The organism is Embleya sp. NPDC050493, assembly GCF_044458105.1.
Lineage (GTDB): Bacteria > Actinomycetota > Actinomycetes > Streptomycetales > Streptomycetaceae > Embleya.
Genome location: NZ_JBITHP010000028.1, coordinates 45,617 through 71,619, shown reverse-complemented (window position 1 = coordinate 71,619; position 26,003 = coordinate 45,617). Strand labels below are relative to the sequence as shown.

At 71.6% G+C, this 26,003-nt stretch carries 20 protein-coding genes; 12 read left to right on the top strand and 8 right to left on the bottom strand.

What is annotated here, in order from left to right; all coding sequences use genetic code 11:
• Positions 1-180 precede the first annotated feature (180 nt).
• Both ACIBM5_RS37460 and ACIBM5_RS37455 read right to left on the bottom strand, forming a co-directional pair.
• Positions 181-687 (bottom strand): DinB family protein, encoded by a 507-nt coding sequence (locus ACIBM5_RS37460; RefSeq protein ID WP_396011188.1) that lies wholly within the window; start codon positions 685-687, stop codon positions 181-183.
• Between the two features lie 394 nt (positions 688-1,081).
• Positions 1,082-6,463, bottom strand: coding sequence for a caspase family protein (locus tag ACIBM5_RS37455; RefSeq protein WP_396011187.1), 5,382 nt, complete (start codon positions 6,461-6,463; stop codon positions 1,082-1,084).
• A 414-nt stretch (positions 6,464-6,877) separates the two neighbouring features.
• On the opposite strand from ACIBM5_RS37455, the gene ACIBM5_RS37450 reads away from it, so the two are divergent.
• The 7 genes from ACIBM5_RS37450 to ACIBM5_RS37420 all read left to right on the top strand — a co-directional run bounded on the left by ACIBM5_RS37450 (position 6,878) and on the right by ACIBM5_RS37420 (position 12,737).
• Positions 6,878-7,513, top strand: a complete 636-nt coding sequence (locus ACIBM5_RS37450) for an HIT family protein (RefSeq protein ID WP_396011186.1) — start codon at positions 6,878-6,880, stop codon at positions 7,511-7,513.
• 427 nt (positions 7,514-7,940) lie between these two features.
• Positions 7,941-8,582, top strand: coding sequence for a TetR/AcrR family transcriptional regulator (locus tag ACIBM5_RS37445; protein WP_396011185.1), 642 nt, complete (start codon positions 7,941-7,943; stop codon positions 8,580-8,582).
• A 251-nt stretch (positions 8,583-8,833) separates the two neighbouring features.
• Entirely contained in the window at positions 8,834-9,262 is a 429-nt protein-coding gene (locus ACIBM5_RS37440) for an Rrf2 family transcriptional regulator (RefSeq protein ID WP_396011184.1), read from the top strand.
• 121 nt (positions 9,263-9,383) lie between these two features.
• Entirely contained in the window at positions 9,384-10,121 is a 738-nt protein-coding gene (locus ACIBM5_RS37435; protein WP_396011183.1) for an NIPSNAP family protein, read from the top strand.
• Positions 10,122-10,301: 180 nt separating this feature from the next.
• The gene (locus tag ACIBM5_RS37430) at positions 10,302-11,321 is read left to right on the top strand and encodes an alpha/beta hydrolase (protein ID WP_396011182.1); all 1,020 of its coding nucleotides are present in this window, start codon (positions 10,302-10,304) and stop codon (positions 11,319-11,321) included.
• Positions 11,318-12,280 (top strand): alpha/beta fold hydrolase, encoded by a 963-nt coding sequence (locus ACIBM5_RS37425; RefSeq protein WP_396011181.1) that lies wholly within the window; start codon positions 11,318-11,320, stop codon positions 12,278-12,280. Before ACIBM5_RS37430 ends, ACIBM5_RS37425 begins: the two co-directional genes overlap by 4 nt.
• 97 nt (positions 12,281-12,377) lie before the next feature.
• Positions 12,378-12,737, top strand: coding sequence for a hypothetical protein (locus ACIBM5_RS37420; protein WP_396011180.1), 360 nt, complete (start codon positions 12,378-12,380; stop codon positions 12,735-12,737).
• 715 nt (positions 12,738-13,452) lie between these two features.
• Here ACIBM5_RS37420 and ACIBM5_RS37415 read toward each other — a convergent pair.
• On the bottom strand, positions 13,453-14,151 hold the full coding sequence (locus ACIBM5_RS37415) for a hypothetical protein (protein WP_396011179.1): 699 nt from the start codon (positions 14,149-14,151) through the stop codon (positions 13,453-13,455).
• Between the two features lie 539 nt (positions 14,152-14,690).
• Here ACIBM5_RS37415 and ACIBM5_RS37410 point away from each other — a divergent pair.
• Positions 14,691-15,266, top strand: a complete 576-nt coding sequence (locus ACIBM5_RS37410; protein WP_396011178.1) for a TetR/AcrR family transcriptional regulator — start codon at positions 14,691-14,693, stop codon at positions 15,264-15,266.
• Positions 15,267-15,676: 410 nt separating this feature from the next.
• Positions 15,677-16,117, top strand: a complete 441-nt coding sequence (locus tag ACIBM5_RS37405; RefSeq protein WP_396011177.1) for an NUDIX domain-containing protein — start codon at positions 15,677-15,679, stop codon at positions 16,115-16,117.
• A 51-nt stretch (positions 16,118-16,168) separates the two neighbouring features.
• On the opposite strand, the gene ACIBM5_RS37400 is transcribed toward ACIBM5_RS37405, so the two are convergent.
• Positions 16,169-16,660 carry a hypothetical protein gene (locus tag ACIBM5_RS37400; protein WP_396011176.1) on the bottom strand — a complete coding sequence of 164 codons (492 nt, stop codon included), beginning with the start codon at positions 16,658-16,660 and terminating at the stop codon, positions 16,169-16,171.
• 875 nt (positions 16,661-17,535) lie between these two features.
• Between ACIBM5_RS37400 and ACIBM5_RS37395 the strand changes: the two genes are divergently transcribed.
• A complete protein-coding gene (locus tag ACIBM5_RS37395) occupies positions 17,536-17,685 on the top strand; it encodes a hypothetical protein (protein ID WP_396011175.1) in 150 nt (49 codons plus the stop codon).
• Between the two features lie 435 nt (positions 17,686-18,120).
• Here ACIBM5_RS37395 and ACIBM5_RS37390 read toward each other — a convergent pair whose 3' ends face one another.
• Positions 18,121-18,957: a DUF4097 family beta strand repeat-containing protein gene (locus ACIBM5_RS37390; protein ID WP_396011174.1), complete on the bottom strand. Its 837-nt coding sequence runs from the start codon at positions 18,955-18,957 to the stop codon at positions 18,121-18,123.
• 187 nt (positions 18,958-19,144) lie between these two features.
• Positions 19,145-19,669 (bottom strand): hypothetical protein, encoded by a 525-nt coding sequence (locus ACIBM5_RS37385; RefSeq protein WP_396011173.1) that lies wholly within the window; start codon positions 19,667-19,669, stop codon positions 19,145-19,147.
• 540 nt (positions 19,670-20,209) lie between these two features.
• On the opposite strand from ACIBM5_RS37385, the gene ACIBM5_RS37380 reads away from it, so the two are divergent.
• Complete coding sequence (locus ACIBM5_RS37380) at positions 20,210-21,163, top strand: hypothetical protein (RefSeq protein WP_396011172.1); 954 nt, start codon at positions 20,210-20,212, stop codon at positions 21,161-21,163.
• Positions 21,164-22,356: 1,193 nt separating this feature from the next.
• Here ACIBM5_RS37380 and ACIBM5_RS37375 read toward each other — a convergent pair.
• Positions 22,357-22,863 (bottom strand): GNAT family N-acetyltransferase, encoded by a 507-nt coding sequence (locus ACIBM5_RS37375; RefSeq protein ID WP_396011171.1) that lies wholly within the window; start codon positions 22,861-22,863, stop codon positions 22,357-22,359.
• Between the two features lie 1,317 nt (positions 22,864-24,180).
• Entirely contained in the window at positions 24,181-24,858 is a 678-nt protein-coding gene (locus ACIBM5_RS37370; protein ID WP_396011170.1) for a hemerythrin domain-containing protein, read from the bottom strand.
• Between the two features lie 196 nt (positions 24,859-25,054).
• Between ACIBM5_RS37370 and ACIBM5_RS37365 the strand changes: the two genes are divergently transcribed.
• The gene (locus ACIBM5_RS37365) at positions 25,055-25,756 is read left to right on the top strand and encodes a class I SAM-dependent methyltransferase (RefSeq protein ID WP_396011169.1); all 702 of its coding nucleotides are present in this window, start codon (positions 25,055-25,057) and stop codon (positions 25,754-25,756) included.
• The last annotated feature ends 247 nt before the right edge of the window (positions 25,757-26,003 follow it).

The following is a 26,003-nucleotide window of genomic DNA, read 5'->3' as shown; positions in this document are numbered from 1 at the left end:
TGGGCGGCTTGCGCGGCCGGGGGGGGGCGGGGCGCGGGGGGGGGGGGGCGGGGCGCCCCCCCCCCGGGGGGGGGGCCCCCCCCCCCCCCCGGGGCCCCCCCCCCCCCCCCCCCCGCCGTGGGCGAAACGGGCGTGGTGAGCGGACCGGCCGCGACGGTGGATGCCGCGGTCGGCGGGGGGTCAGGGACCGACCGTCCCGTCGATGCCCTCACGGAGGAAGTCGGCGTGGCCGTTGTGCCGGGCGTACTCGTGGATCAGGTGGAACATGACCAGGCGCAGCGATACGTCCTGGTCCCACTTGGCGTTGTGGCCGATCACGTCGAGGGATTCGGCGGCGGCCTCGATCCGGCGCGAGTGCTCGACCTCGGCTTCCCAGGCGGCGAACGCCTCCGCGCGGGTGGACCGGCTCGCGTCGTACGCCACCTGGAAGTCGCCCTGGTCCGACCACACGAGCGGGATGTCCTCGCCGTTGATCACCCGCCGGAACCAGTTGCGCTCGACCTCGGCCATGTGCCGGACCAGCCCGAGCAGGGAGAGTGTCGAGGGCGGCATCGACTGGCGGCGCAGGTCTTCGTCGGAGAGGCCGTCGCACTTCATGGCGAGCGTTGCCCGGTGGTAGTCGAGGAAGCTGCGGATCATTTCGCGCTCGTCGGCGATCACGGGCGGCTCGGGGCGTTCGGTGGTCATGGTGGCTCGCTTTCGATCGGGGTGGGCGGGTGGTTGGTGGGGAGCGGTGACGTGTGCGTAGGAGAGGTTCGGGAGTGCGGGTCGGGCGCGGGTGGGTACGGTACGCGCGGCGTGGTCGCGGGCGTACGGCGGGTGCGCGAGGACCGCGGCGCGGTCGTGCCCGCCGGCCGTCTCGATTCTGCGCGATGTGGTGGGGCGAGGGTGTTCGGGTGCGGAGCGCGCGGGTGCACGCCGCTCGTGGCTCGGGGCTCGTGCGTTGGTGGGCGGACGGAAGCGGGTGGGTGCGCGGACTCGGGTGGGTGGCCGGTGCGCGTGCCGGTACGCACTCGGGGGCGATTCCGCACCGGGGCGTGATGTGCGAGCCGGTGGCTCGGTCTGCAACAGGGGCGGCTCGCTACGGGGCGTACCCCTGGCCGAAGTCGCGCAGGATGCGGGTGACGGCGCGGCGGGCGTAGGTGCTCGGAGCGCCACCGGTTCCGGCCCCGGTGTCGGATTCGGCGTCGGAACGGGACGACCCGTCCCCGGTGCCGGTGCCGAGTACGGAGCCGGAACCGGCCCCCGACCCGTAGCCGGGGGCGATCCCACCCGCCGGAAGCCCCCGCAGCACCTCCGCCGCCTCCGCCCGGAAGCGTGGGCTCAGCAGCCCGAGTGCCGCGGCGGCCCGCCGAGTCGAGACGGGTGCCGCCGCGAGGTCGGCGTCGGCCAGAAGACGACGCAGTTCCCCGGCCGCCTCGTCCACGAACCGAGGGCTGAGGTCGCCGAGCAGCCGGGCCGCACGAATGCGCACATAGGCGCCGGACGCGGGATCGGCCAGGACGGCCCGCACGGCATCGGCGGCTTCGGGGATGTACGGCGGGCCGAAGCCGAACAGGAGCCGAGCGATCGAGACGCGGTCGTGGGCACCGGCGGGGGTGCCTGCGGGGGTCTCGGCATCGGCCTCGGTGTCCGTGCCCGTGTCGCTGTCGGCATTGGCATTGGCCTCGGCCTCGGCCTCGGGGGAGCCGAGCAAGCGGCGGAGGGCGAGGATGCCCTCGGCGTGGTACCCCTGCCCGAGCCGGGCGAGTTCGTTCGCCGCCATGCCGCGCGCGGCCGGGGTGAAGTCCGGCGACGCGAGGAATGTGCGCAGTCGCTCGGCGCCTTCCTCGACGTAGCCGATGCCGAGGTTGCCCAGCGTCTTGGCGGCGGCGACACGAGTGAAGGTGCTTGTTGCCGGGTCCGTCGCAAGCCCACGCATCGCCTCGGCGATATCACCCTTGTAGCCGTTCCCGATGATGAGGAGAGCCTCTGCCGCCTTGCAGCGCTCTTTCGCGTCGAGATGCGACGAAACGAGCAACTGTCGTAACGTCTCCTGGGCTTCGACGGCATAATCCGGGCCGAGCCAGCCGAGTTCCCAGGCCGCTACCCGACGCAGGCCCGAGTCGGATTCCGCGTTCTCGATGACACTTCGCAGGATTGAGGCAGCGTCCTCCGCGAAGCCCGGCCCGAGGTTGGACCAACTGCCGGCGACGCCGACGCGAATTCGTGCGTCCGATTCGGGGTCCTCCAGGATGGCCCGCAACATGTGGATGCCCTCCTCTGCGTACCCCTGCCCGAGGTACCGCATGAGTTGAGCCGCCAAGGCGCGTTCGGCGGGCTTGGCAGTGGCGGAGGTGAAGATGTCGCGAAACACGCTCGTCGCTGCTGCTCGGCCCTCGCGCCCCAGATGTGAGAGGTCGTAGGCGATCCATATGCGTGTGTCCGTGTTCGCATCGGGATCGGTCAGGAGATCCCGCAGCGCGCTCGTGCCTTCCGCGAGGGTGGGCTTCCCCCGTGTGGCCAGAGCGTCCGCAGCTCGGCGTCGGTCCACGATCCGGGTGTCCGGCGCGTTCAGGACGCCACGGAGGACGTCCACCATGTCGCCGGAACACCCCGGCTCGACGTAGCCCAGGATGCGAGCGTGCTCGATCCGGTCGTGGGCCGAGGCATCCGACGCGGCGAGGAGTGTTCGAAGTACCGCTGCCAGCCGCGGGGCCTGATCGGGTGCAAGATCCATCAGGGCCCGCGCGATGGTCTCGCGCACCGCAGCGGAGGATTCCGGGGCGCTGAACAGTCGGCCCAGGACGTCGACGACCTCCGGCACGAATGCGGCGCCGAGTCGGGACATGCCCTGGGCGGCCCTTGCGCGAGCCGAGTCGTCCGCATCGGGAGCCGTCAGGATCGCGCGCAATGCTCGTACCGCCGCCGGGACGAAGGCGGGCCCGAGTCCGGCCAGATTGAGCGCGGCATTGTAGCGTTCGGCCGTTCCCGTGGTGGGAGCCGCGAGCAGACCGCTCAACATCGATGCCGCCTCCGGGATGTACTCCGGGCCCAACTCGCCAATTCTCAGGGCGGCTTCACTTCGCTCGTAGGCGCGCGAGGTCGGAGCTGCAAAGGCCGCGCGGATGACGGTTGCGGCCTCGCGAACCCGATCCGGGTCCAGCCGTGCCATGGTGCGCGCCACATCGCATCTGAAGCGGGCGGTGCTGGTGGGCGCCGACAGGAGCCGGCGGAGTGGATCGAGAACCTCGGTCAGACTGTCGGGTGCCAACTGCACCAGCGTCTCCGCGCTCGCTGCGACGATGAAGGCATCGTTGTCGTCTGCGGCCAAGTCCTCGCGAAGGAGGCGGATGGCCTCCGCTGCCTGATCGGAACCGAGTGCGCCCAAGGCCGTGACGGCTGTGTGGCGCTCGCCGGCACCGGCCTCGGGCGCGGCGATGACCGCGTGCAGCGCCTCCGCAGCCTCTGCGATGTAGGCCGGGCCCAGTTCGGCCAACCATTCCGCGGCGAGCGTGCGATCGGCGACGGCCGCGTCCGCAGCCGTTCGGATCGCGCGCAGTGCGTTTGCGGCCGTCACCTCGTGCTCCGGACCGACCTCGCGCAACGCACGTGCGGCGCGCCCGCGTTCGTCGGCAGCGGTGTGCGCGTGGGCGAGGATGTCGCGCAGTGTCTCGGCCGCGATATCGGCATGTTCCGGGCCCAGGGCCGCGATTCCCGTCGCGGCGTCGATCCGGGCGAGCACCTCCCTCGGGTTCGAGCAGGTGGTGGCGGCACGCAGAACCTCGGTTGCCTCGGCGAGGTGCTCCGGGCCGCATCGGACCAGCGCGCGCACGGCCGCCACCCGCACCGAGGCCGTCGTGTCGGTCGCGGCCAGCACGTCGTGCAGGATGTCGGCGGCGATCCCGGGGTCGTGGGCGATCAACGATTGGGCTATGCCGACCCGCAGTTCGCGATTCACATAGCAGCTCGCGAGATAGTCGTCGAGGACGCGGCGTACGGCCGGCTGCCGGATCAGCGCCGCCGCGTCGGAGACGACGCGCTGGAGTCGTTCCCGTCCCGGTGGCATGGTCAGGGTCAGCACCAGGTGGGCGGCGAACGACTCGACGTGCGCGGCCGAGGCGGGCACCCCGCCGGCCAGGAGCTCGCCGGCCAGGGCCGCGTAGTCACCGGTTCCTCTGGTCAACCAGGCCAGGACGGCGTCGCCCGAGTCGTACCGGTGGGCGTGGTGGGTGAGCACGGCGTGCGCGAACAGGTCGCCGGTGACGGCGCGACGCACCGTGTGGGCCCAGTCGGGATCGGTGGCGTCGAAGCGGGTCGGCAGTCGGTCGGCCCGTACGTCGGCCGCGATGTGTTCGGCGAAGCTGTAGTGCGTGAAGCGGAGATGGTCGGTGTGGTGGGTGAAGACGCCGGATGCGCCGAGTACCGAGGTGACCAGGCCGGGCCATTCGGAGACGCCGCGACGGGTGGGGCGGCAGCCGTGGGAGTCGAGCCAGTCGAGGGCGAGGTCGAGAACCGCCCGGGTGGCGGCGGTCGGGTCGGTGACCACGGTGACGGCCAGGTGCTCGATGAGTTCGGCTCGATGCTCGAACAGGAAGGCGGCGCTTGCCCGGTGGGCGGCCGGGCGCAGGGTCCAGCGGTGCAGCACGGTTTGTTGCTGCTCGTGGACCTCCCGCAAATGGGCTTCGGCCAGGAGGGTGAAGTAGTCGCAGTAGAGGGTGAATCGGCTGCTCGGAAGCGGTGTCCCGGGGTGCTTGCGGTAGACGAGCGCGGCCACGGTGGACAGGAGCGGAATGCGGACCAGATCCCGGATCCCGGCTGCCTCCGTCTGGCGCAGGAAGCCCTCGGCACGTGCCTGCCCGTCCGCGTGGTCGCGGAACCAGCGGTGCGCGAACTCGCGCAACTGTTCGCGGTCGAACGGCTCCAGGGTGTACGTCCCGGTCGCCGCGTGTTGCAGCGGGGCCAGTTCGTCGTTGGGCAGCGGACGGGTGGTGATCAGCAACCGGAAGCGGCTGTCGGGGTTTCGGACCCGACCGGCCAACTCGGCGACCAGGGCGCGTCGGCGCTCCGGATCGGTGATCTCGTCGAGGCCGTCGACGATCAACAGGCATGTGGTGCCCTCGGGCAGGTTCTCCAGGAGATCGTCCGGGAGGGCGTAGTCCAGGTGCGGGGCCAGTTCCTCGGACAGGATCCGGACCAGGCGCGGGACCAGCGCGCTGCGGTCGGCGGCGAGTCGGCCGGCTGTGACGCGCAGCGGCAACAGCCGTTCGGGGCGGTCCTTTCGCTCGGGACCCGCCGGCCCTTCGGGGCCGGCCGCGGCACCCGGCGCCTGTGCCGCGTGGGCCGCGTAGTCGGCGGCCAGGGAAGCCGCCAGTTGCAGGCTCAGCGTGGATTTGCCCTGGCCCGCACCGCCGGTGATCAGGACGTGGCGGTGCAGGCCGAGGGTGTCCTCGGCGGCCCGCGCCGGGGCCACCGGTTGCACGGCCGACTCCACGGGGACGAAGTGGCGCCTGCGGCGTTCGCCGTCGTGGCGGTTGCGCTCGTGGTCCCGGAACTCCTCGCGGGTCTCGACCGTGGTTCCGGTGGTCGGCGCGCTGCGGGCCTGTTGGCGTACGTAGACGGTGGCCAGGCCGTCGAGCGGCGCGTCGTACAGCCGGTAGGTGAAGTTGCGTGCGGCGATCGCCTGGGCGTGCAGCAACTCCCGGAGATGCGGTGGCAGTCGGGGCACATGATCGGCGGCGGACGGATGCCGGTTCCAACCCAGTACGATCCGGGCACCGTGGTCGTCGTTGCGCTGCTGCGGCGCCGGGAAGCCGGACTCCGGCAACACGCGGTGCAGATGGTCGTGCACGGTGGCCAGGTCCAAGGCCCGTGGCCCGCCCGGCACGCCGTGCTCCAGGACGTCGATCAGCCGTCCCGTGAAGGCGGTGTATCGCTCACCCGCAGGGGCGATCGCCTGCCGGGTCGCCGAGGCGGCGGCCAGGACGTAGGTGCCCTCCACGCGGGAGAGTTCGGCCAATCGGGTGTCCTCGGCGCCCATGGCGCCGGTCAGCGCGCGGCCGGCGAAGCAGCAGTCCAGGAGCACCGCCTTGGCGGGGACACGACGGGCCGAACGCAGCACGTTGCGGACGTCCTGGAAGGGCAGTGTGGTGTACGCCCGGTCGGGTCGGCAGCGCGGGAGGGACAGGAGCAGGTCCTCGGTGTCCGGCGAGATCAGGCCGTGGCCGGCGTAGTACAGGAGTACCAGGTCGGTCGCGGCGGCGGCCGCATCGGCCAGAGCGTCCAGGACCTCGTCCCGGTGTTCGGGCTGTTCGATCACCACGCAGTTCCGCGCCGGTAGCCCCCACACCCGCGGATCGGTGAGCAACTCCCTTAGCCGGGTCAGGTTTCGGGACACCGCCGGCAGCGGAGCCAGGTGCGTGAAGTCGTGCGCGCCGACCAGGACCACCCGAGAGCCCTGCGGATCGTGCGGCCCGGCACTCACGCCGGCCCGGCCCGGCCGCCGCTTCGGTCGCCGATCCGCACACGCATCCATCCCCCTTGGCCTACCGAGCAGTTCAGCGTAGTGCGAGCGAGGGGCGCGGCGGGCCTGATCGGGCCGGCAGGCGTGCTCGGGTCGTGTTCCGTGCGTGGTCGGTGCCTGCTCGGTGCCTGCTCGGTCGGTTGGTGGGTCGGTTGGTGGGTCCGGGCTTGTGGGTAGCCTGCCGAGCGCACTCCGCCGGTTCGTCGCAGGGCCGGCGGGTCGGGCAGGGGGTGGACCGGAGGGACTCCGGCGGACGGATCCGTCGCGAGTGTGTCCCAGACGTGCTGCGGGGAGGTCACAGGCCGGATCAAGGCGTGACATCCGTCCCGCGACGATCGTTTCTTCAACCGAACGTTTGCCGCCGCAAGCAGGCTCATGTCCCCGTTCGAGTTGGAGGCCGTCGTGTGTGGTTCCCAGGTGCCCGGACCCCGCTCACTCGCCGCGTCGACCTGGCCGGAGCGGTACGCGGAACCCGATACCGGCGCGGCCTGTTCGATGTGTGACAAGGACTTCACCGCGCCCGACATCGGCTGGGGGTTGCTGATCAAGCGCGGCGTGTACGGCAACGCGTACCTATGGCGCGCCGGCCGGGTGCGCGGCTACGTCGTGGTGGTCTGGACCGGCGGACACGTCGCGCGCTTGACCGCGCTCTCCGCCCGCCAACTCGCGGGCTTCATGGCCGAGGTGACCCGGGTCGGGCGCGCGATCGAGGCGCACTATCGACCGGCGCCCAAACTCAACGTGTCCCTGCTGGAGAACGACATCCCCCACTTGCACGCGCATCTGATCCCGCGCCACCCCGACGAGCCGAACCCGGAACGCACTCCGGTGTTCGCCCACTTGGAGCACGACCAACAGGACGAGGCCCGAATCCGGTCCGACGCAGCGGGGTTGCGCGCGCTCCTGGCCCGGATGGGGGGAACTCGGGCGGCGGTCGCCGGAGATGGCCGGTGCGACGACGATGCGGGAGGAGGCGGGCCGGCCGGTTCGGGTGACGGCGGGCCGGTGTGAGGGGCGGCGGGGTCGACGGCGGAGGCGCTCGGCGTCGGGGAGGTTCGAGAGGTTGGGGAGGTCAGGGGGCGGGGGAGGTGTCGGGGTGTCGGGCGGAAGGTTGTGTCGGTTTCGCGGGCGGCCTGCACCCGAGGCATGGGTTCGTCACGTGGCGGAACGACGGCGCGTCGGGTCCCGGCGCCCGACGCCGTCGACGGGCGATCGGAAGCTAGGGTCGGACCGTGTACGCAATGCATGTGCCGGAGTCGAGGCCGGAGCCGATGCGCTCGACGTGGTCGACGTGGTCGACCGGGTCGACGGATTCGACAGCGCCGACGCGCTCGGGTGCCCGAATCGGCCGAACGGTATCCGCCCGGCTTCCCCGACTTCCCCGACTTCCCCGGCTTCCTGGACTCCTCGGCATCGGATCAGGTAAGGACGTTCGCCCATGAGTGATGTCGACGCGGACGCCTCCGGTGACGGGGCCTCCGGGCAGGCCGGGTATCGGCGTTCGGCGGGGTCGCCGCGCGGTGAGGCGCGGCGGCGCGAGCTGCTCGACCGGGTCACCGACGACCTCGCGGTCAACGGCCTCGTCGACTTCTCGTTGCGACGGGCCGCGCGGGCGGCGGGGACCACGCACAAGGTGCTGCTCTACCACTTCGACGGTGCCGACGACCTGCTCAGGCAGGCGATTCTGCAACTGCGCGACCGGCGGATCGACAAGTCGTCGGCCGCCGCAGGCGGCGGGTCGACCCGGTTGTCGCTGGCCGAGTGGGTGCGCGCGGTGTGGCCCATCCTGGTCGGCGAGGAGGCCCGAGTCCTGGATCAGGCGATCGGCCTGGCGATGTACGACCCGGACCGCTACGCGGAACTCGGTCGCGGCGCGTCCCGGCAGTATCTGCCCACGCTGCTGGCCATCTGTCCCGAACACTGGTCGGACCGACGCAAGCTGGAGGTCGCGGAGATGATCCTCGCGGCGCTGCGAGGCTTCCTGGTGGACGCCCGAACCAGCGGCGACACGGAGGGTGTGGCCGCCGGCTTCGACGCGCTGACCCGGGCACTGGCCCGCGAAGAGGCGGCCGACGCGTAGGGTCCGGCTCCGATCCTCCCGCCGGGCACCACGACGCCCGTTGGCGGGCGGCCGTGAACGCACCCACCTCGTCGCCCTCGTTCGCGCCGGCGGCGGCTTCAGCAACGGTCCACCCGTCGAGCGCGCCGAGGCAAGGGTTTCGGCCTGGACCGGCCCACGCAGGCGGGTCGCACTGCGGCAAGCCTTAGACGACCGACGTGGCTTGACTGCGAGGGTGGCTGTAACAGAAGCTGTTGCAGCAAGGAGGGGTGATGGCGGCGAACAGTCGATTGACCATCGCGACGCACGTGCTGGCCTGGCTGGCCTTGGCGCAGCGCCGTGGCCAGGAGGTTCTCACTTCGGAGCAGGTCGCGGCCAGCGTCAACACCAACGCCGTGATCATCCGGCGCAGCCTCGGTGACCTGCGGCGAGCCGGCCTGGTGGAGGTCCGGCACGGTGCCGGTGCGGGTTGGAGTCTCGCCCGTGAGCCGGAGACGATCACCCTGCTCGACGTGTACGACGCCGTCGATGCGCAGCCACCGTTCGGTCTGCACCACACCGAGCCCAACCTGGAGTGTCCGGTCGGCCGAGGCATCCGGCCCGTCCTGAGCGAGGTCTACGGCCGGGTCGAGCGGGCCATGCGGCGGGAGTTGGCGGAGATGTCGATCGCCGATGTGCTTCGCGAGACGCTGGTGAACTAGTGCCGCGCCCGGCGGAATCCCCGCCGGCGGGCCGATGGTCATACAGCCGCCATGGCGCTTGTTGTAACAAAGTCTGTTCCAGCCACTGTCTGTTCCAGCCACTGAACGAGGAGTACGACTGGTGAAAGCCCTACGGTGTCCAGTGGTCGAACTGCGGCAGTACACGCTGCACCCGGGCCGGCGAGACGTACTGAGCGATCTGTTCGACCGGGAGTTCGTCGAGTCCCAGGAAGCGGTGGGCATGACCGTCCTGGGGCAGTTCCGCGACCTGGACGACCCCGACCGGTTCGTCTGGCTCCGCGGCTTCGCGGACATGCCGAGCCGTGCCGAGGCGCTGGAGAGTTTCTACGGCGGGCCGGTCTGGCAGGCGCACCGCGACGAGGCGAACGCGACGATGATCGACTCCGATGACGTGTTGCTGCTGCGGCCGGCCTCGGCGCGCGGCGGGTTCCCCGTACCGGTCGGCGCCCGGCCGGCCCCCGGTGAGCCGGCGCCATCGCCGCCATCGCTCGTCCTCGCCACGATCTGGTACGGCCACGGCCCGTTCGACACGGCGTTCGTCGAATTCTTCCAGCAGTGCGTGCAACCCGTACTGGCCGAGACCGGCGTCGCGCCACTGGCGTACCTACAGTCGGAACATTCCCCGAACACCTTCCCGGCGCTGCCGGTTCGGATGAACGAGGAGGTCTTCGTATGGTTCGCACGTTTCACCGACGAAGGCCACCTCGACGACCACCTGAATCGTTTGCAACATTCGGAACGCTGGCGCGAGGAGGTGCTGCCGACCCTTTCGCAACGGTGGGCGAGGGCCCCACAACGGCTGCGGCTGGAACCCACCGAGCGGTCGATCCTGCGGTGAGTTCCAAGGGGCCCGCAGACGGATGGCGACCTCGTCGTCATCACCACACGAGTGGAACCGATCCACAGTTTTGAGGGTTGGGCACGCCGGCAGGCCGTCGGGGGCCATGGACAGTTTGCGAACCGCGTGGTTCACTTTTTGTGGGATGAAGCGTCGTCCACTCGGAGGGTCGGTGTGCCGATGTCCAGGGAACGCGAGAAGGTCCATTTCGTCAGCGGCGGAACGCGGTGCGCCGCTTGGTACTACCCGGGAAGCAACGGCGCCTGCGTGATCATGGCCGGCGGCTTCGGGGTGACCAAGGAACCCGGGACCGACCCGTTCGCCAAGCGCTTCCATGAGGCCGGCTTCGCCGTACTGGCCTTCGACTACCGCCGGTTCGGCGAAAGCGACGGGCAGCCGCGCCAAGTGGCCCCGATCGGCGAGCAACTCGTCGACTGGCAGGCCGCGATCGAGTTCGCCGGGACGTTGCCCGGGGTCGACCCGGCCCGACTCGCCGGCTGGTCGTTCTCCGTCTCCGGCGGCCACCTCCTGCGCGTCGCGGCCCGTACGGCGGGCCTCGCGGCGGTGATCGCCCAGACACCGAACGTGGACGGGCCCATCGTCCTGCGCAACGCCGCGCGCCACCAGACGGCCCTCGCGCTGCTGCGCCTCACCGGTCGCGGAATCCTGGACGCCCTCGGCGGCACGGTCGGCCGCCCACCACTGCTGGTGCCACTCGTCGGAGAGCGCGGCACGGTTGCGCTTCTGGCCACGCCGGATGCCCAGGAGGGAGACCGCGCACTCGATCCGCACAACATCCACCCGGACTGGCAGCAGGCGGTCGCCGCCCGCTCCGCACTCGCCCTCGGTTGGTACAGGCCCGGACGGGACGCCGCCCGGGTACGCTGCCCGCTCCTGGTCGTGGTGTGCGACCAGGACCGCACCGCACTCGCCGAACCGGCCGTCGCGGTGGCGAATCGCGCTCCGCACGCCGAACTGCTTCGAGTGCCCGGTGGGCACTACGCACCTTTCACGACCGCGCACGAGCAGGTGGTGGCGGCGGAACTCGCTTTTCTGCGACGGCACTTGCTGGATGGGAGGTCGGTCGATGTGCCGCCGGCCTCGGCATCCTCAGCCTCCGCCGGCTCGTCCGCCTCCGCCGCCTCCGCCTTTGCGGGCTCTGTCCGGGCCACCACCGATCTGCGGGGTCGAGGACGATGACGATGCGTGAGATCGAACTGTCCGCTGGGACGATCGAGTATCGGGACACCGGAGGCACCGGAGGCACCGGCGACACCGGAAGCAGTGGCGACACCGGAAGCAGTGGCGACACCGGGCCGACGATCGTGTTGTTGCACGGGCTGCTGATGGACGCTTCGTTGTGGGATGGGCCGATTGCCGCCCTGTCCGCCGAATACCGTTGTGTGGCACCCACGTTGCCGTTCGGTGCGCATCGTCTGCCGATGCGTGCCGATGCCGACCTGTCGTTGCCCGGAATCGCCCGACTGGTCGCGGAGTTCCTGGACCGCCTCGACCTGGACGACGTCACGCTCGTCGGCAACGACACCGGCGGGGCGCTCGTGCAACTGCTGATGTGCGAAGGTGGTTCCGCCCGGGTGGGCCGGGTCGTGCTCGCCTCGTGCGACGCGTTCGACAACTTCCCGCCCGGCCTGACCGGCAAGACGCTCCTGCTCACCGGGAAGCTGTCGCCCCGGATGTTCGGGCTGTTCATGCAGCAGATGCGGCTCCGCCCGGTCCGTCGTCTCCGGATCGCGTTCGGGTGGCTGACCAAGCGCGGCGACGCCGTAACCGCCCGCTGGCTCGCGCCGATCCTGACCCGGGCCGAGATCCGTCGCGACGCCGTCCGGATGTTGCGCGCGGTGGGCGCGGACACCGACATCCTGGTCACCGCGGCCCAATCGTTGCCCGGCTTCGACCGACCGGCCCTGGTGGTCTGGGCAAGCGAGGACCGCGTCATGCCGACCGACCACGGCCGCCGCCTGGCCGAACTCCTGCCCCAGGGACGGCTGGTCGAGATCCCGGACAGCTACACCCTGATCCCACTCGACCGGCCCAACGAACTCGCACTGGCCATCGACGAGTTCACCAAGGCCGGCACAGCCCCACCCGAGCGCGTCGAAATCCCCGACGCCGCCGAGGCTCCCGGAACGACTCGGTGACCGCGGCCCGGCACTTCTCCCTCTCTGCCTTCGGAACCGGGTCGCACACGATTCAGTGTTTCGCCGACACAGGCGACCGGCCATCGTCCTCACCGCCGTGCAACTCGGCGTGGATACGATTCCGAACCCGGCCCGGGCTGCGATTGCGATCCGGGCCCCGGAAGCCGATCCTGATCCCGATCCCAATCCCGATCCGGGTTTCGATCCGGGGTTCCGATCCGGATTCCGATCCCGCACCAGCAAACGCAACATCGCGATTCCCACCACCACCACTGCCGTCGCGTGCAGGATCGCCGCGCAGGTGAGGTCCTCCGGCATCGTGGTGTCGACCGGGCTCGCGAGCGCCACGTACAGCATGAGCGGCAGTTTCCAAGCGCTCCAGGCGAACAGCGAGCCCGACCCGATCCAGCCCAGTGCCACCGGCAGTCGGCGCACCATCCGCCCCGGCCGGCCGTAGCCGATCATCGTGGTGGCGACGGCCGCCCCGAGTGCCCAGCCGTCCCAGATGCCGGTCAGGATCCGCCAATCGGCGTCGCGAGGGGCCGCTTCCCAACCCGGCATGGACGCATCGTCCGCACCCGCACCCGCACCCGTACCCGCACCCGCCTCCGCGCTCCCACCCGCTTCGGTGGCCGATTCCGGGTCGTCACCGGCGGCTGCCCACAGCGAACTCGGCACCGCGTACGGCAACAGCGGGACCGAAAACCCGGTCCCGACCCACGCGCAGAACGCCGACGGAGCGCCCGGTATCCGCATCCCCCAGGGGCGGACCAGCGCGAGCGCCACCGCGATTCCGATCGCCGCCATGCCCGCTGTCGCCGTGTTCGGCACCACCCACTCGGTCAAACCGAACCCGGAGCCGACGGGCAGCACGCCGATCAGGGAACCGATCACCCATGACAGCTTGATCACCGGATACGGCGTCAACGCGAGTCCGCTCCGTAGGCCGCGACCCGACCCGCCCGATCCCACCGTTGTACCGGAATTCCCCTTTCAGCAGCAGGAATTCCAGCCCGCGGCGTCTGCGGGCGACGGCGACGACGGCGCGACGTCGAATTCGCCCACGCGACCCGGATCGACCCGACCCGCCGGCGACCCGACCCGACGCGGCGACCTTCCCCGACCCGGCACACCACGATGGCTTCGCCACCCACGCGCGAGGCGGCCTGCCCCTATGCGCGAGGTTCCCCGTACCAGCGCCAGGACGTGCGTCGTTCGTGGCCCGGAAGGTCCGCGCGGCCGGTGGCCCACAACATCGTGGGCCAGGGCTCGGTGTCCTGTGGCACGTCCGGGAAGAGCCGGGCGAGTACGCGTGCGCACAGGTCGGCGGGCGGGGTCCAGACGAGCCCGAGGCCCTCGACCAGGTCGTGAGTGTGCACGAGCGTCTCCACGATGCCCATCGCGGCGAAGCCCTCGGGGTCGGCCGCGCCGAAACCGTGGTGGGCGCGTACGCTCGACCGCGTCGTCCGCACCATGGCGACCAGCAGCGCACCGCTCGCCTCCAGCACCTGCAACAGCCCCTCCGGACCCGCCGCATGGTTCGCGTGGATCGCGTTGGCCGGTCCGCCAGGTCGCCGACTCGCCCAGACGAACGGCACCTCGCCGGACATCGGTGGGACCCGGGGGCCCAGTTGGGCGGCGTAGGCGAAGAGGTCGTCACTCAGGTGCTCGACGGTCTCCCAGCGGTCCCACTCCAACGCGCCGGCCTTCGCCTCCCACGCCGAGGCCGGCACGCCCCGCAGGGCGGCGACCGCGAGCTGCACCACCCGATCCAGATCGTCGGCGGTCACCGGCCCGGTCCCGTGTTCCGGCAGCGCGGACGATCCGCCCGTCGACGTTGCCGACGCGTCGTCTTCGGGTGATTCGGGCATGGCAGCACCTTCAGGTGATTCGAGCATGGCAGGACCGTATCGTCACACGTGCCCGTACCCTGCCGAAGCCCCGTCGCGGTGCCGTCGAGGTGCCGTTCGGGTGCCGTTCAGGTGCCGCAGAGGCCCCGCGGAGGGCCGCATGCGCACCCATCGGCGCCATCGGCGCCGCGCCCACCCGGACGAGTCGGCATTCAGCGTCGCGCCGTCGACCACGTGACCGGGACGTCGTTCGGAAACGTCCTGCGATGCGCGACGGTGAACCGGAACCGAGAAGGATCGAACTCCCCGTCGAACCCCGCGCCAAAATCCGCGCCGAACTCCCCGTCGAATAAAGGGATTCCGGCCCGGCGGCGAGGGAGCCGTGGCCCGTCACGACCGTGTCGAAGCGCAGGTTCGGCGCGTCCGCGGGTCCGGCGCGGGCGCGCATGGCGGTCGGTACGGTCTCGGGGTGGCGGGCGTCCACCCAGGCGGCGTAGTCGGCGGCCTGTGTGGCTACCTTATAGTGGCCAGAATGTAGTACTACAGCTGGAGTGGTATCAATGGTTCGCAGGAACTCCGAGCGCAGGGCGGCGCTCGTCGACGCCGCCATCGAGGTGCTTGCGAAGGAGGGCGCCCGCGGGCTGACCTTCCGAGCGGTGGACGTCGAGGCCGGGGTGCCCACCGGTACCGCCTCCAACTACTTCGCGAGCCGCGACGCGCTGCTCACCCAGGCGGGCGCCCGGGTCTACGAACGGTTTCAACCCGACGAGGCGCTGATCGCGCGACAGCGGGCGGCCACCCCTGACAAGGAGACGTACACGACGCTGATGCGCGAGGTGGTCGGCCGGGTCAGTGCCTTCCGGACCGGCTATCTCGCGCTGCTCGAACTGCGCCTGGAGGCCACCCGGCGACCGGAGTTGCGCGTGGTGTTGACCGAGCGCGTCCGCGCCGACGTGGACGCCAACGTCGCCTACCACGAGCAGTCCGGCCTGCCCGGCGACGCGACCGCGGTCCGCCTGTTGTACCTGGCCCTCAACTGGCTCATCGTCGAACAACTCACCCTGCCCGATGTGTTCTCCGAAGCGGAGCGCGACCAACTCGTAGCTGCCGCCGTCGAACGCATCGTGATCCTGTGATCGGGTGACCCCCGTCACCGAGTGCCCGGGTGCCCCCGTGGCGGCGTACCCGCGTGACCGCGTGACCGCGTGACCGACAAGGACCCGGCGAGCACGGACCCGGCGGTGGCATGAGCGGGCTTCGCGCCGAAGAACGCCGCGCGGCGGACCCGCGAGATCGGCGCGATCTGCGAAGCGCGCGGAACCGGCCCGCCGAATGGGGCGGTTGCCCGACGGCAGCGCCGTGCCGAACGTGCTTCCGACGGTTCGGGCGTGACGTCCGTCCGGGACCGGTCGTTGGTCCGGGCGGAGGTGTGCGTCCCGGCGCGCGGGCCGGTTGCCGAGGTCCGACGCGTGCCGGCCGAGGACACCGCCGTGTAGCCGGGAGCGACGTCCGACGCACCCGGATCGACCATGGGGAGAAGCGACACTTGAGCGACCACCGCCACAACGCCATCGCCTATGCCGCCATCATCCTCGAACGCGCGGACGGCGCGGTGCTGTTCATGGAACGCAAGGACACCGGCTTCGCCGACGGCCTGCTCGCCCTGCCGGGCGGACTGGCGGATCCGGGCGAACTCCTCATCGAGGCATGCGCCCGGGAGGCCAAGGAGGAGATCGCCACCGACGTCGCCACGGCAGATCTGCGCACCGCGTACGTGGCCCAAGTGCTCGGCGAGACCGGTGCGCCGGTGATCGGCTGGTACTTCCACACCACGGCCTGGTCGGGCGACCCGGTCAACGCCGAACCGGACCAGTGCGCCCGGCTGACCTGGCTGGATCCGGCCGACCTCCCGGCCGACGTGGAACCGACGGACGCCTGCGCGGTCACCGCCTGGCACCGCAGGTCCGCCCCGACCCGATGGGCCTGACCGGCCCCGAAACCGGCGGACGGCGGCCGTCTCGCACACCCCGCGAGCGGCCTACCCCGCCTCCCGATCGGGCCACCGCACGCACCCGTCCCGAAAGACCAACGGCCGGGCCTCGGTGTCCTCGACGAAGCGCAACCACCCGAGCACGATCGAGCCGTCCGGATCCGTGTGCGCGTCCGCGACCCGCGCGGCCAACCAGGCCAACAGCCCACCGACCTCGTCGAATTCGTCGGGATGCAGTTCCCGTCGCACGGTCAGCGCCCACCCGCCGGCGGTCGGCGCCAGACCGGTGGCCGACACACCACCGCTCCGCAGCGCGATCCCATCCGGGCCTCCCAACACGGGATGCGGATCGTCCACCACCGTCGGCACCCCGAGGTCGTCCACCACGACCACCGGAAACGCCGTCACGATGCGCCGATCGCCGGGCTCCGGAAGCGCCCCGTCCGCGAGCCCCACATGCCACCGCAACTCGGCCACTTCCGGGTCCGAGAGCGGGCCCCGCACCAACACATCCAGCGTCAACTCGTACAGGTCACTCACGCGTCGGCACCCTACCTACCGCCAACCACGCCACGCCACGTCGCGCCACGCCACGTCCTCCGCACCGCCGCCGGAACACGGCCCAGGCGGGCCCCGATCCCGCGCGAGACGCGATGATGGCCAAGTGCACCCGGTCGCGGGCGCCGAGCCTGGTGAGTAGGTGGCCCACGTGGTCTTGATGGTGCACTTGGTGATGTGCTGGGGTCGGGCGATCTCGGCGTTGGTGCGACCCGACCCGCGGCGATCAGTACCAACACCTCGCGTTCGCGCGCGTTGATCGCACCCGGCGCGGCGGTCGCCGGCATGAGTAGCGGCGCGCCTCGGCGGCCCGCGGGCCGGGCGGATCCGACCGGCCGGCGAACACGGCGATCGGATCGTGTGGCGACATGCTGCTGCGTCCGCCGCGCGATGACCAGCCCGCCCGACTGCTGACCGATCACGGGGCGACGGTGACCACGGAGCCGGACGGTGCCCTCGCCGTCGCCGCCGTGGCGTTCGCCCGCATCGGCGAATCGTCCGCCGCACATGGCCTGTGGATCTCGAACTGGCGCCCCGGCAGGGCTCGTTGGAGGAGGGGTACGTGCCGGCGACCAAGGACGAGGCGGCCCACCGGATGGCCGACCCCTCGGGTGCGGACGGTGGCGGAAAGGGGGCGGGGGCGTGGGTGGTTTCCCGGCGCTGGGCGGAGTGCTCGCGGTCGAATGGACCAAGCTGCGGACACTTCGCTCCACGTACTACACCGCCCCGGTCGCGGCGGTGGCGACGGTCGCGGCGGTTGCGTCGGTGGCGCCGGTCGCGGCGCTCGGCCTCGGCGTGTTCGGCCTGGGTAATCCGGTCGCCGAACCGGGACGGGGATGTCGGTCGGGGAGCGGTCCGTGTTCGATTCGGTCCGATTCGGCTTCAGCGGCGGCTACTACGTGGTGGTGCTCGTGGCGGGCACGCTCGGGTGTTGGTCGGCGGTCGCTGATCGCTGGTCGGCGGTCGTCGGTCGTCGGTCGACGATTCGGAGTACGGATCGGGGCTGATCGTGACCGCGTACACCGCGTTGCCGTGCGGCGACGCCGGATGTTCGCGGCCAAGGTCGCGGTCGCCGGCGCCGCGAGGCTCGTGGTAGGCGAGGTGATCGCCTTCACGACCTTCTTTTCTGGTGCGTGGGACCTCGGCCGGCCGGCACTCGGACGTGGGCCGAGGGGAGCCGCACATGCTGCGGTCGGCGACCGTGCCGGTGCCGGTGCCGGCAGGGTGCCGGCGAGGGTGGTGGCCCGGCGGACATGTTCCGTTGCAGGTTACGTTGCAGTTTGCCGTGCACTCTGCCATGCAGCTTGCCATGCAAGTACCAGGTCAGAGGCCTTTCGGGACCGTAAACCGTGATCGGACCGGCTCAGGCGCAGCCGACAGGGAGGTATGGCAGCGGTCTCCCATGGTCCTGGCGCTGCGGTCTCGTCCCGGGCGGGCCGAACTCAGGCGCGCCGGATCACGATGTGGCCGATGGCGGTCCGGGCGCGGACCTCCACGGTCTGCTCGGAAGCCTCGGGACTCTCGGTCGAGCCGAGCGAGTTGCGTACGCTGCCCATGCGGGTCTGCACATCCAGCCAGGCTGCGGTGGCGGCGCGGATGCCGACCTCCAGGTCACCGGCGCCGGTCTGCAGGTGGACCCGGCCGCGGGCCACCTCGTCGATCCGGATCGCGCCGTTGGCGCACCTGGCGTCGACGTCGGCATGCGCGACGCCGATGGCGATCCGGCCGTTGGAGGAGCTGACCCGCAGGTCGCCGACGACCTCGCCGACGGTGGTCTCGCCGTTGGCGTTCTTGATCGTCGCCGCGCCGGCGGCGGTGCCGACCTCGATCCGGCCCGCCGCGATGATCTCGGCGTCCCCGGTCGTGCGGCCCACTCGGATGTCTCCGTGGCCGGTCCTGGCGTACAGGGTCCGGGCCTCGTCGATCCGGATGGTGCCGACCGAGGTCCGGAGCCGGCAGTCGCCCAGCGGGCCCGAACACGCGAAGTCCGCCAGCGGCGTGGTGGCCCGGACATCGGAGCCGGCCGGCAGTTCGACGGTGATCTCCACCGAACCGCTCTTGCCGAACAGCGAACGCTTCCTGGGCCCCTTGATCGACAACGTGCCGCCCGAGCAGGTGACCGTGGTCTGTTGCGCGGCCCGTACATCCAGCTCGTCCGCGCCGTCGGCGGGCAGTACTTCGACGACCGTGTCGGTACGGTCGCTCGCGCCGACCCGGGCCGAGCCGACGTCGAATTCCAGAGTGGCGGAGATCGGCTTCGGGGTGTCGAACGTCGGCATGGAGGTGCCTTCCTCTTGGCTGTGGGCTGCTTGCCGGCCTTCGGGCTTGCCCTGCCCATCGGCGGGCGGGCGGGCGGGGGCGGAGGCGGGCAGGGTCCGGTGCCGGCATCCGGAGGCCGGCGCGATGCCGTGCATGGTGGTGCGGCGTCGAGTACGGCGTCGAGTACGGCGTCGGGTGCGGCGCGGGTCAGCGGACCCAGCCGGAGTAGCGGCGGCGGTCCGGGTGTCGGCCGGCGGGGTCGGTCGTGTCGGTACGGGGGGCGTCGGGCTCCAGGGCGCCGGCGGTGGCGCGGACCAGCCAGGCGTTCACCGAGAGGCCCTCGTGCGCGGCGGCGTCCTCGACCCGGGACTTGAGGTGGGCCGGCAGCCGGAAGTTGATTCGGGCCATGCCGCCCTCGTCGCCGTCCGCCGGTACCGACGCACTCGGCGCACGCCCGGGCGGCGGGGGTTCCGCGTACGCCTCCGGGCCGGGCGGCGCCGTCACCACGAACTCGGGGTCGAGCCCGCGTAGTCGAATCTCGACCGACCCCGGTGCGAGGTCGCCGGTGACCTCTGCCATGGCGGCGGACAGGGCACTGAGCAGGACGACCCGGGTGGCCGACTCCAGTGGAGCGGTGAGGTGTTCGGCCAACTTTCGGGCCTCGCCGCCGCCCGCATCCGCAGCGACTGCAAGTTCGTTCCGAAGGCTGTCGACGTAAGGGGTGAGATCCATGACGCCATCATGGCACATTGATGGCCCCATGGCGAGAGGAGATGACGTCATGAATGTGCCATTCACAGGTCGATCCTGGCGCGCGAGCGTTGCGGACGAGGTGGCTGAGTGTCGAGATGGGGGCGGTCAAGCGGCCTGGGGACAGTAAAGAGGCAGGTGAAGTTGCCTGTCTTGGAGATCGTGGGCAGGATGCGCCATTGCGGCGCCTGATTGGGCCAGACTGATCCCGTCGGTCGACCCCGCCCGCGTTCGGTCCTGGCCCGTATTCCATTCCGTGTCCGCCCCGCTCGGTGCGACGGCCGGCGGGTCGATGCCCGGCCGGTGGCAGGTGGATGCCTGAGCCGACGGGGAGTCGACGCCCGGGCCGGCGGCTGGGTGCCGGTGCCGGTGCCGGTGTGTGGGTGGCCCGTGTGCCCCGCTCGGTTCGGCGTTCTCGGTCGATCCGGCGCAGTTGCAGCACATCGGTCGTCGGCGCCGGCTCTGGCTAGAGTGATCACGACGGGGCGGGACGACACGGTGTGCGGCGAGGGGCTCGGGGACGTGGCGATACGGGATCAACTGCGGGGCATAGGTGGCGCGGTCGGGGCCGCGGCGGCTTCGGGGCGCGCGGCGGTGGGAGGCCGGATCGGCGCCGGCCGGGCCCGGGTCGCGTCGGGGGACTGGGTGCACGGGACGCTGGATGCGTTGCCCGCGCCCGCCGCACCCGCCACCGAGGCCTGGGAATTCTCGCTGGGTGCGCTGGTGTGTCGGCATCCGAAGGTGCCGGCGATCACCGCGCAACCGCTACGGCTGCTCGACGGCCTCGGCGCGGTGCGGTTCGGCCCGCAGACGGTCGGCTTCGACGGGGAGGACATCCCGTGGGAAAAGGTCGTCCGGCTCACCCTGCACGACGCGTTCGCCTCGATGACCACGGCCGCACTCGACACCGAGGTGGACCGCATCCGCGACGTGCTGCCCCCGCTGCCCGGCCGCAAATGGGCGGTCACCAAGGTGGTGGAGGGCCTGCTCACGGTGGTCCTCGCGTCGCTGGAGCAGGCCGACGACCGTCGCCTGGACAGCGCGCAGGTGGCCTGCGAAATCACCTACCGCGGCCTGCTCGGCCGAGAGAAGACGCTGCGCGCGAGCCTGTTCGCCACCGCCCTGCTGGCCCGACAGACCGCCGTCGCCGAGAGCCTCGTGGCCACCGCACGCGCCCACGGCGTCGAGGTGACCACGGCCATACCCGAAGCCGGCGGCGACGCAGCGGCGGCCGAGCGTATCCGCGTCCTGCGCGCCCGGACCGACGCGGTCTCGGCCAGGCTGCGCACCCAACGCGAGCAGTCCGCAGAGATCGCCCCGCCCGTCGACCCGCCCGTTGTCCCGCCCGTTGTCCCGCCCCCGGGCGCCCACCCCGGGTCACCCGCAACGCCCACTTCACGGCCTCCCGCCTCCGGCCCCGGCAACGCCACCCACCCCAGCGACGCCACGGACCCGACGGACCCTTTCGCCTGTTGATTCGTCCCGGTGTGATCGGGCCGGCCGGCCGCCGCGCCCGACGCTACGGCTACGCCCGGGCTTCCATGCCGTACGGACGCAGGACCCGGGCGCGGTACCGACGTTCGCTTGGCCGTCTCCCGTCTCCCGTCTCCCGGCTGCCGTCTCCCGTCTCCGCTCTCCCGTCTCCCGTATCCGGCTTGGTCAACGGGGCCCATCCCGGCGATGCCATGGATCCGACTGCCCCTTTCGCCTGTTGACCGGCTCGGCGCGACCGGGCCGGCAGGCTGCGCCCGAAGCGGTGCCTACGTCCGGGCACCCATGCCGTACGGGCGCGGTACCGGCGTCGCTTGACCGTCTTCCGCATCCGGCCTGGTCGACGCGGCCCGCTCCGACGACGCCAGGGATCCGGGGGTGCTTTCGCCTGTTGATTGCTTCCGGAGTGATTGGACGGGCCGGCCGGCTGCGCCCGATGTGGCGTCTACACGCGGGCTCCATGCCGTAGGAATGCAGGCCCGGCGCAGTAGGCGGCGTCCGCTTGGATGTCTGCCGCCTCCGGCCCGGTCGGCGCTGCCCGCCTCGGCGATGCCACGGATCCGACTGCTCCTTTCGCCTGTTGACGGGCGCGGTGCGATCAGGCGGGCCGGCCGCGCCCGATGCGGCGGCTACGCTTGGGCTTCTTCCGTGCCGTACGGCCGCAGGCCGGCGCGGTACGCAGCGTCCGTCTTCCGCTTCCCGCCCGGTCGGCGCTGCCCGCCTCGGCGATGCCATGGATTCGACTGCCCCTTTCGCCTGTTGAGCGGCGCGGTGTGATCAGGCGGGCCGGCCGCGCCCGATGCGGCGGCTACGCGTGGGCTTCATGCCGTATGGACGCAGGCCCCGGCGCAGTAGGCGGCGTCCGCTTGGATGTCTGCCGCATCCGACCCGATTGGCGCGGCTCGCCTCGGCGATGCCACGGATCCGACTGCTCCTTTCGCCTGTTGACGGGCGCGGTGCGATCAGGCGGGCCGGCCGCGCCCGATGCGGCGGCTACGCCCGGGCTTCATGCCGTATGGACGCAGGCCCCGGCGCAGTAGGCGGCGTCCGCTTGGATGTCTGCCGCATCCGACCCGATTGGCGCGGCTCGCCTCGGCGATGCCACGGATCCGACTGCCCCTTTCGCCTGCTGACGGGCGCGCTGCGATCAGGCGGGCCGGCCGCGCCCGATGCGGCGGCTACGCCCGGGCTTCCACGCCATACGGGCGCAGGCCCCGGGCGCGGTAGTTGACGAGGGCGTTGGGGTGATCCTCGGAGGACGTGTGCAGCCACACCCGGCGGACCGGCTCGGTACTCGACAGCGGGGTGGTGTGCCAGGCCTGACGAAGCAGAAGGGTCAGCGCGTAGCCGCCCAGGCCCTTGCCGACGAATTCGGGAAGCAGGCCGAACGTGACCACCTCCACGTTCCCGCCCGGTTGCGGCTCCAGGTTGCCGATGCCCGCAGTCTCGCCGGCGTGCGTGACCAGCCAGGGCTGCCGCAGCGGGTGCGCGGCGTGAAGTTCCGCCCACTCGTGCTCGGTTCGGGACGCGCTCCGCCAGCCGTACGACGCACCGACCCGAGCCTGAAGGGCCTGCACCATGGGTGTGGCCGCGTCGACGCGGCGCAATGCGAGTGCCGGAACGGAACGGGACGGCCGCAGATCGTCGAGCGAGGTCATCTCCAGATACACCACGGTCTTACCCATCGCGTCAGGCTATCCCCGCCGCCCGACACCCGAAGCGGGCCGGGTACGCCGGGCACGGGCGAAACTCCTTCGCTCAGGCCGAGGTTCACGTACACGCGCGCCCGGGTGGAGCTTCGGGCTCGGCAGCGCCGGGGGCAGGCCCTGCTTCACGTACACGCGCGCGGGCGGAGCGCCTTCGCCGTCGCCGTCGTCCGCCCGAGGAGGCTGTGGGGCCGCACCGCTGATCCCGCCCCCGTCAGGGGTCCCATGCGTGTGGCGTACGGTGGGCCGGCTGTCTCGGGCGCCTCACGGATCCTGTGCGATGGCGCGGGCCGGGCGGCGCCGGGCATGGGCGAGGCGCCTTCGTGCGCGCCGAGGTGCGCGTACACGTGCGGTGCGCATCGCGCCGTCGTCGTCCACCCGACGAGGCTGGGCCCGCGTCGGTGATCTCGACCCCATCATGCCCCCAGGCGTGCCGAGGCGGCGGACCGGCTGCCTAGGGCACCCCGCGGATCCCGTGTGGTGGTGCCGGCCGGGCGGCGTCGGGGCGGGCATGGTCGGGTGCCCTCGCTCGGGCCGAGGTTCGCGTACACGTACGGGTGGCCGCGTCGCGCCCTTGCCGCGTCGGTGTTCACCTGACGAGGCAGGCCCCGCGTTCGTGATTCGACCCTGTTCTGCCCCATGAGTGGCGGCGGCCGGCTGTTTCCGGCGTCCTGCGAATCCTGTGCGGTGGCGCGGGCCGGGCGGCGCTGGGCATGGGCGAGGCGCCTTCGCCCGGGCCGAGGTGCGTGTACACGCGCCGGTGCGCGTCGCGCCTTCGCCCCCGGCGGCGTCCAGCCGAGGAGGCTCGCCCTGCGTCGGTGATCTCGACTCTGTCATGGCTCATGCATGTGGCGGGCCGGCTGTTTCGGGCGCCCCGCGGATCCTGTGCGGTGGCGCGGGCCGGGTGGCGCCGGGCACGGGCGAGGCGCCTTCCCCCGGGCCGAGGTGCGTATACACGCGCCGGTGCGGTACACGTGCGGTGTGCGTACATGTGCGGTGCGCGTCGCGCCTTCGCCGCCGGCGGCGTGTACCCGAGGAGGCTTGTACTGCGTGCGATGATCTCGACCCTGTCGAGCCTCATACCTCATGCGTGCGGCGTACCGGCTGTCTCGGGCGCCCCGCGGATCTGTGCGGTCGCGCGGGCCGGGGTGCCGGCCATGGGCGAGTGCCTGCATTCGGGCGGACGTTCGTGTACACGTGCAGGGGCACGCGTCGCGCCCTCGCGGTCTCCGGCGTCCGCTTGAGGAGGCCGTGGGAGCCGCGTCGGTGATCTCGCCCCCCTCAGGCTCCATGCGGTCAGGCCCCATGCGGGCGGCGGGCGGTGCGCCGGCTGCCTCGGGCGCCCCACGGATCCTGTGCGGCGTACGCCGGTTGCCACAGGTTCAGGTAGGTCGGGCGGATGGATTCCGGCAGTTGGCCGAGGATGATGGCGGCGTTCTCGGCGCTCGCGTGATCGAGTAGCCACGGCAGATAGCGGCACGTACCGGAGCCGACCCGTCGGCCGTGTTCGGCGCCGAAGCGGTGCATCTGCTCGGCGGTGGCGACCGCGTCGATCAGGGGCAGCGCCTCGTCCTCCTCGTGCTCGAGATGTCCACGCAGCCCGCTGACCAGTCCATCCAGCAGATCGCCGAGCCGCCGGCGTCCCGTGTCGTGGTCGGCCAACGCCGCGTCGATGGCATGCAACAGCGGCTCGAACGTGGCGTGTTCGGCCTCCATCACCGCGATCAGGCCCAATTCGTCCGGCCGATCGGCCAACGCCCGGCGCATTACCGGCCACAGCAGGTCGTCCTCGGCGCCAAGGTGCACCCGCAGGTAGCGCCGGAACAGGTCCCAGCCGGTGCCGACCCGCAGGATGTGCCACGGGTCGTCGTCCGTACGCGCGGCGACCCGGGCAAGCCGCTCCAGGTCGCGGCGCAGCGCGTCGTGGACTGCGAACATCATCGTCATGTCGTGTCGGAAGGCCTTGCCGCGCACGGGAATCCTCGCTTGTCGAGCGTTGTCGTCTGGACGGAACCTCCATTCCTAAGACGGAACCCGGCCCCGGGATGTGACTGAGACGCCGCATTCGTCGTCCCATGGGCAGACAGGTGCCGGCGTCGCCCCTGCCCGCCGCCGCTCCGGCGGGTGCTCGCCCGTGCGTCGTGGATGGCCGGAGGTAGGGTGCCCGGTCGTGATCGAATCCGACTTCCTGCATGCCACCCGGGTGTCCTACGACGCCATTGCCACCGAGTACATCGAGTTTGCTCGGACCGACCTGGCGAACAAGCCCCTGGACCGAGCCCAACTCGCCGCCTTCGCCGAACTCGTGCGTACGGCCGACGCCGGGACCCAATCCGTGGCCGACATCGGGTGCGGGACCGGTCGGATCACCGCGCACCTGCGCGACCTCGGGCTGGACGTGTTCGGAATCGACCTGTCGCCGGGGATGATCGCGGCGGCCCGCGGTGAGCACCCGGACCTGCGCTTCGAGGTCGGCTCGATGACGGACCTGGACCTTGCGGACGACTCCCTCGGCGGTTTGGTGGCGTGGTACTCGATCATCCATGTCCCGGTGGAGCAACTGCCCGGCGTGTTCGCCGAGTTCCACCGTGTACTGGCGCCCGGCGGCCGGCTTCTGCTTGCCTTCCAGGTCGGCGACGAACCGCTGCGGCTGACGGAGGCGTTCGGCCGGTCGGTATCCCTCGACTTCCACCGCCGCCAACCGGAGCGAATCGCCCAATTGGTGACGGACGCCGGCCTGACCATGCACGCGCAGATGATCCGCGAACCCGACCCGGGCGAGAGCGTAAGACCCGCGCAGCAGGCCTTCCTGCTGGCCCGGAAGCCGCTGCCCGACAGAAGACGACTGACCGGAGCCGGAGCCGGAGCCTGAGCGGGAGCCTGAGCCGGATCCGGCTCCGGATCCGGGTTGGGCGGGCCCGGCCAGACCACCCGGATCGGCCCGGCTCGGTTACGGTGCGGGCCGGGCCGGGCCGGTCCGGCCATTGCGTGGACAGACCCATGCAGCGGGTGGGTCGTCCCCGCCGAGATCGATGTTCACCGGCGAGATCGACGCCTGCCGACGTGATCAGTGCTCTCGGGGCATCAGTGCTCTCGAACGCGATCGGTGTCCGCTGACG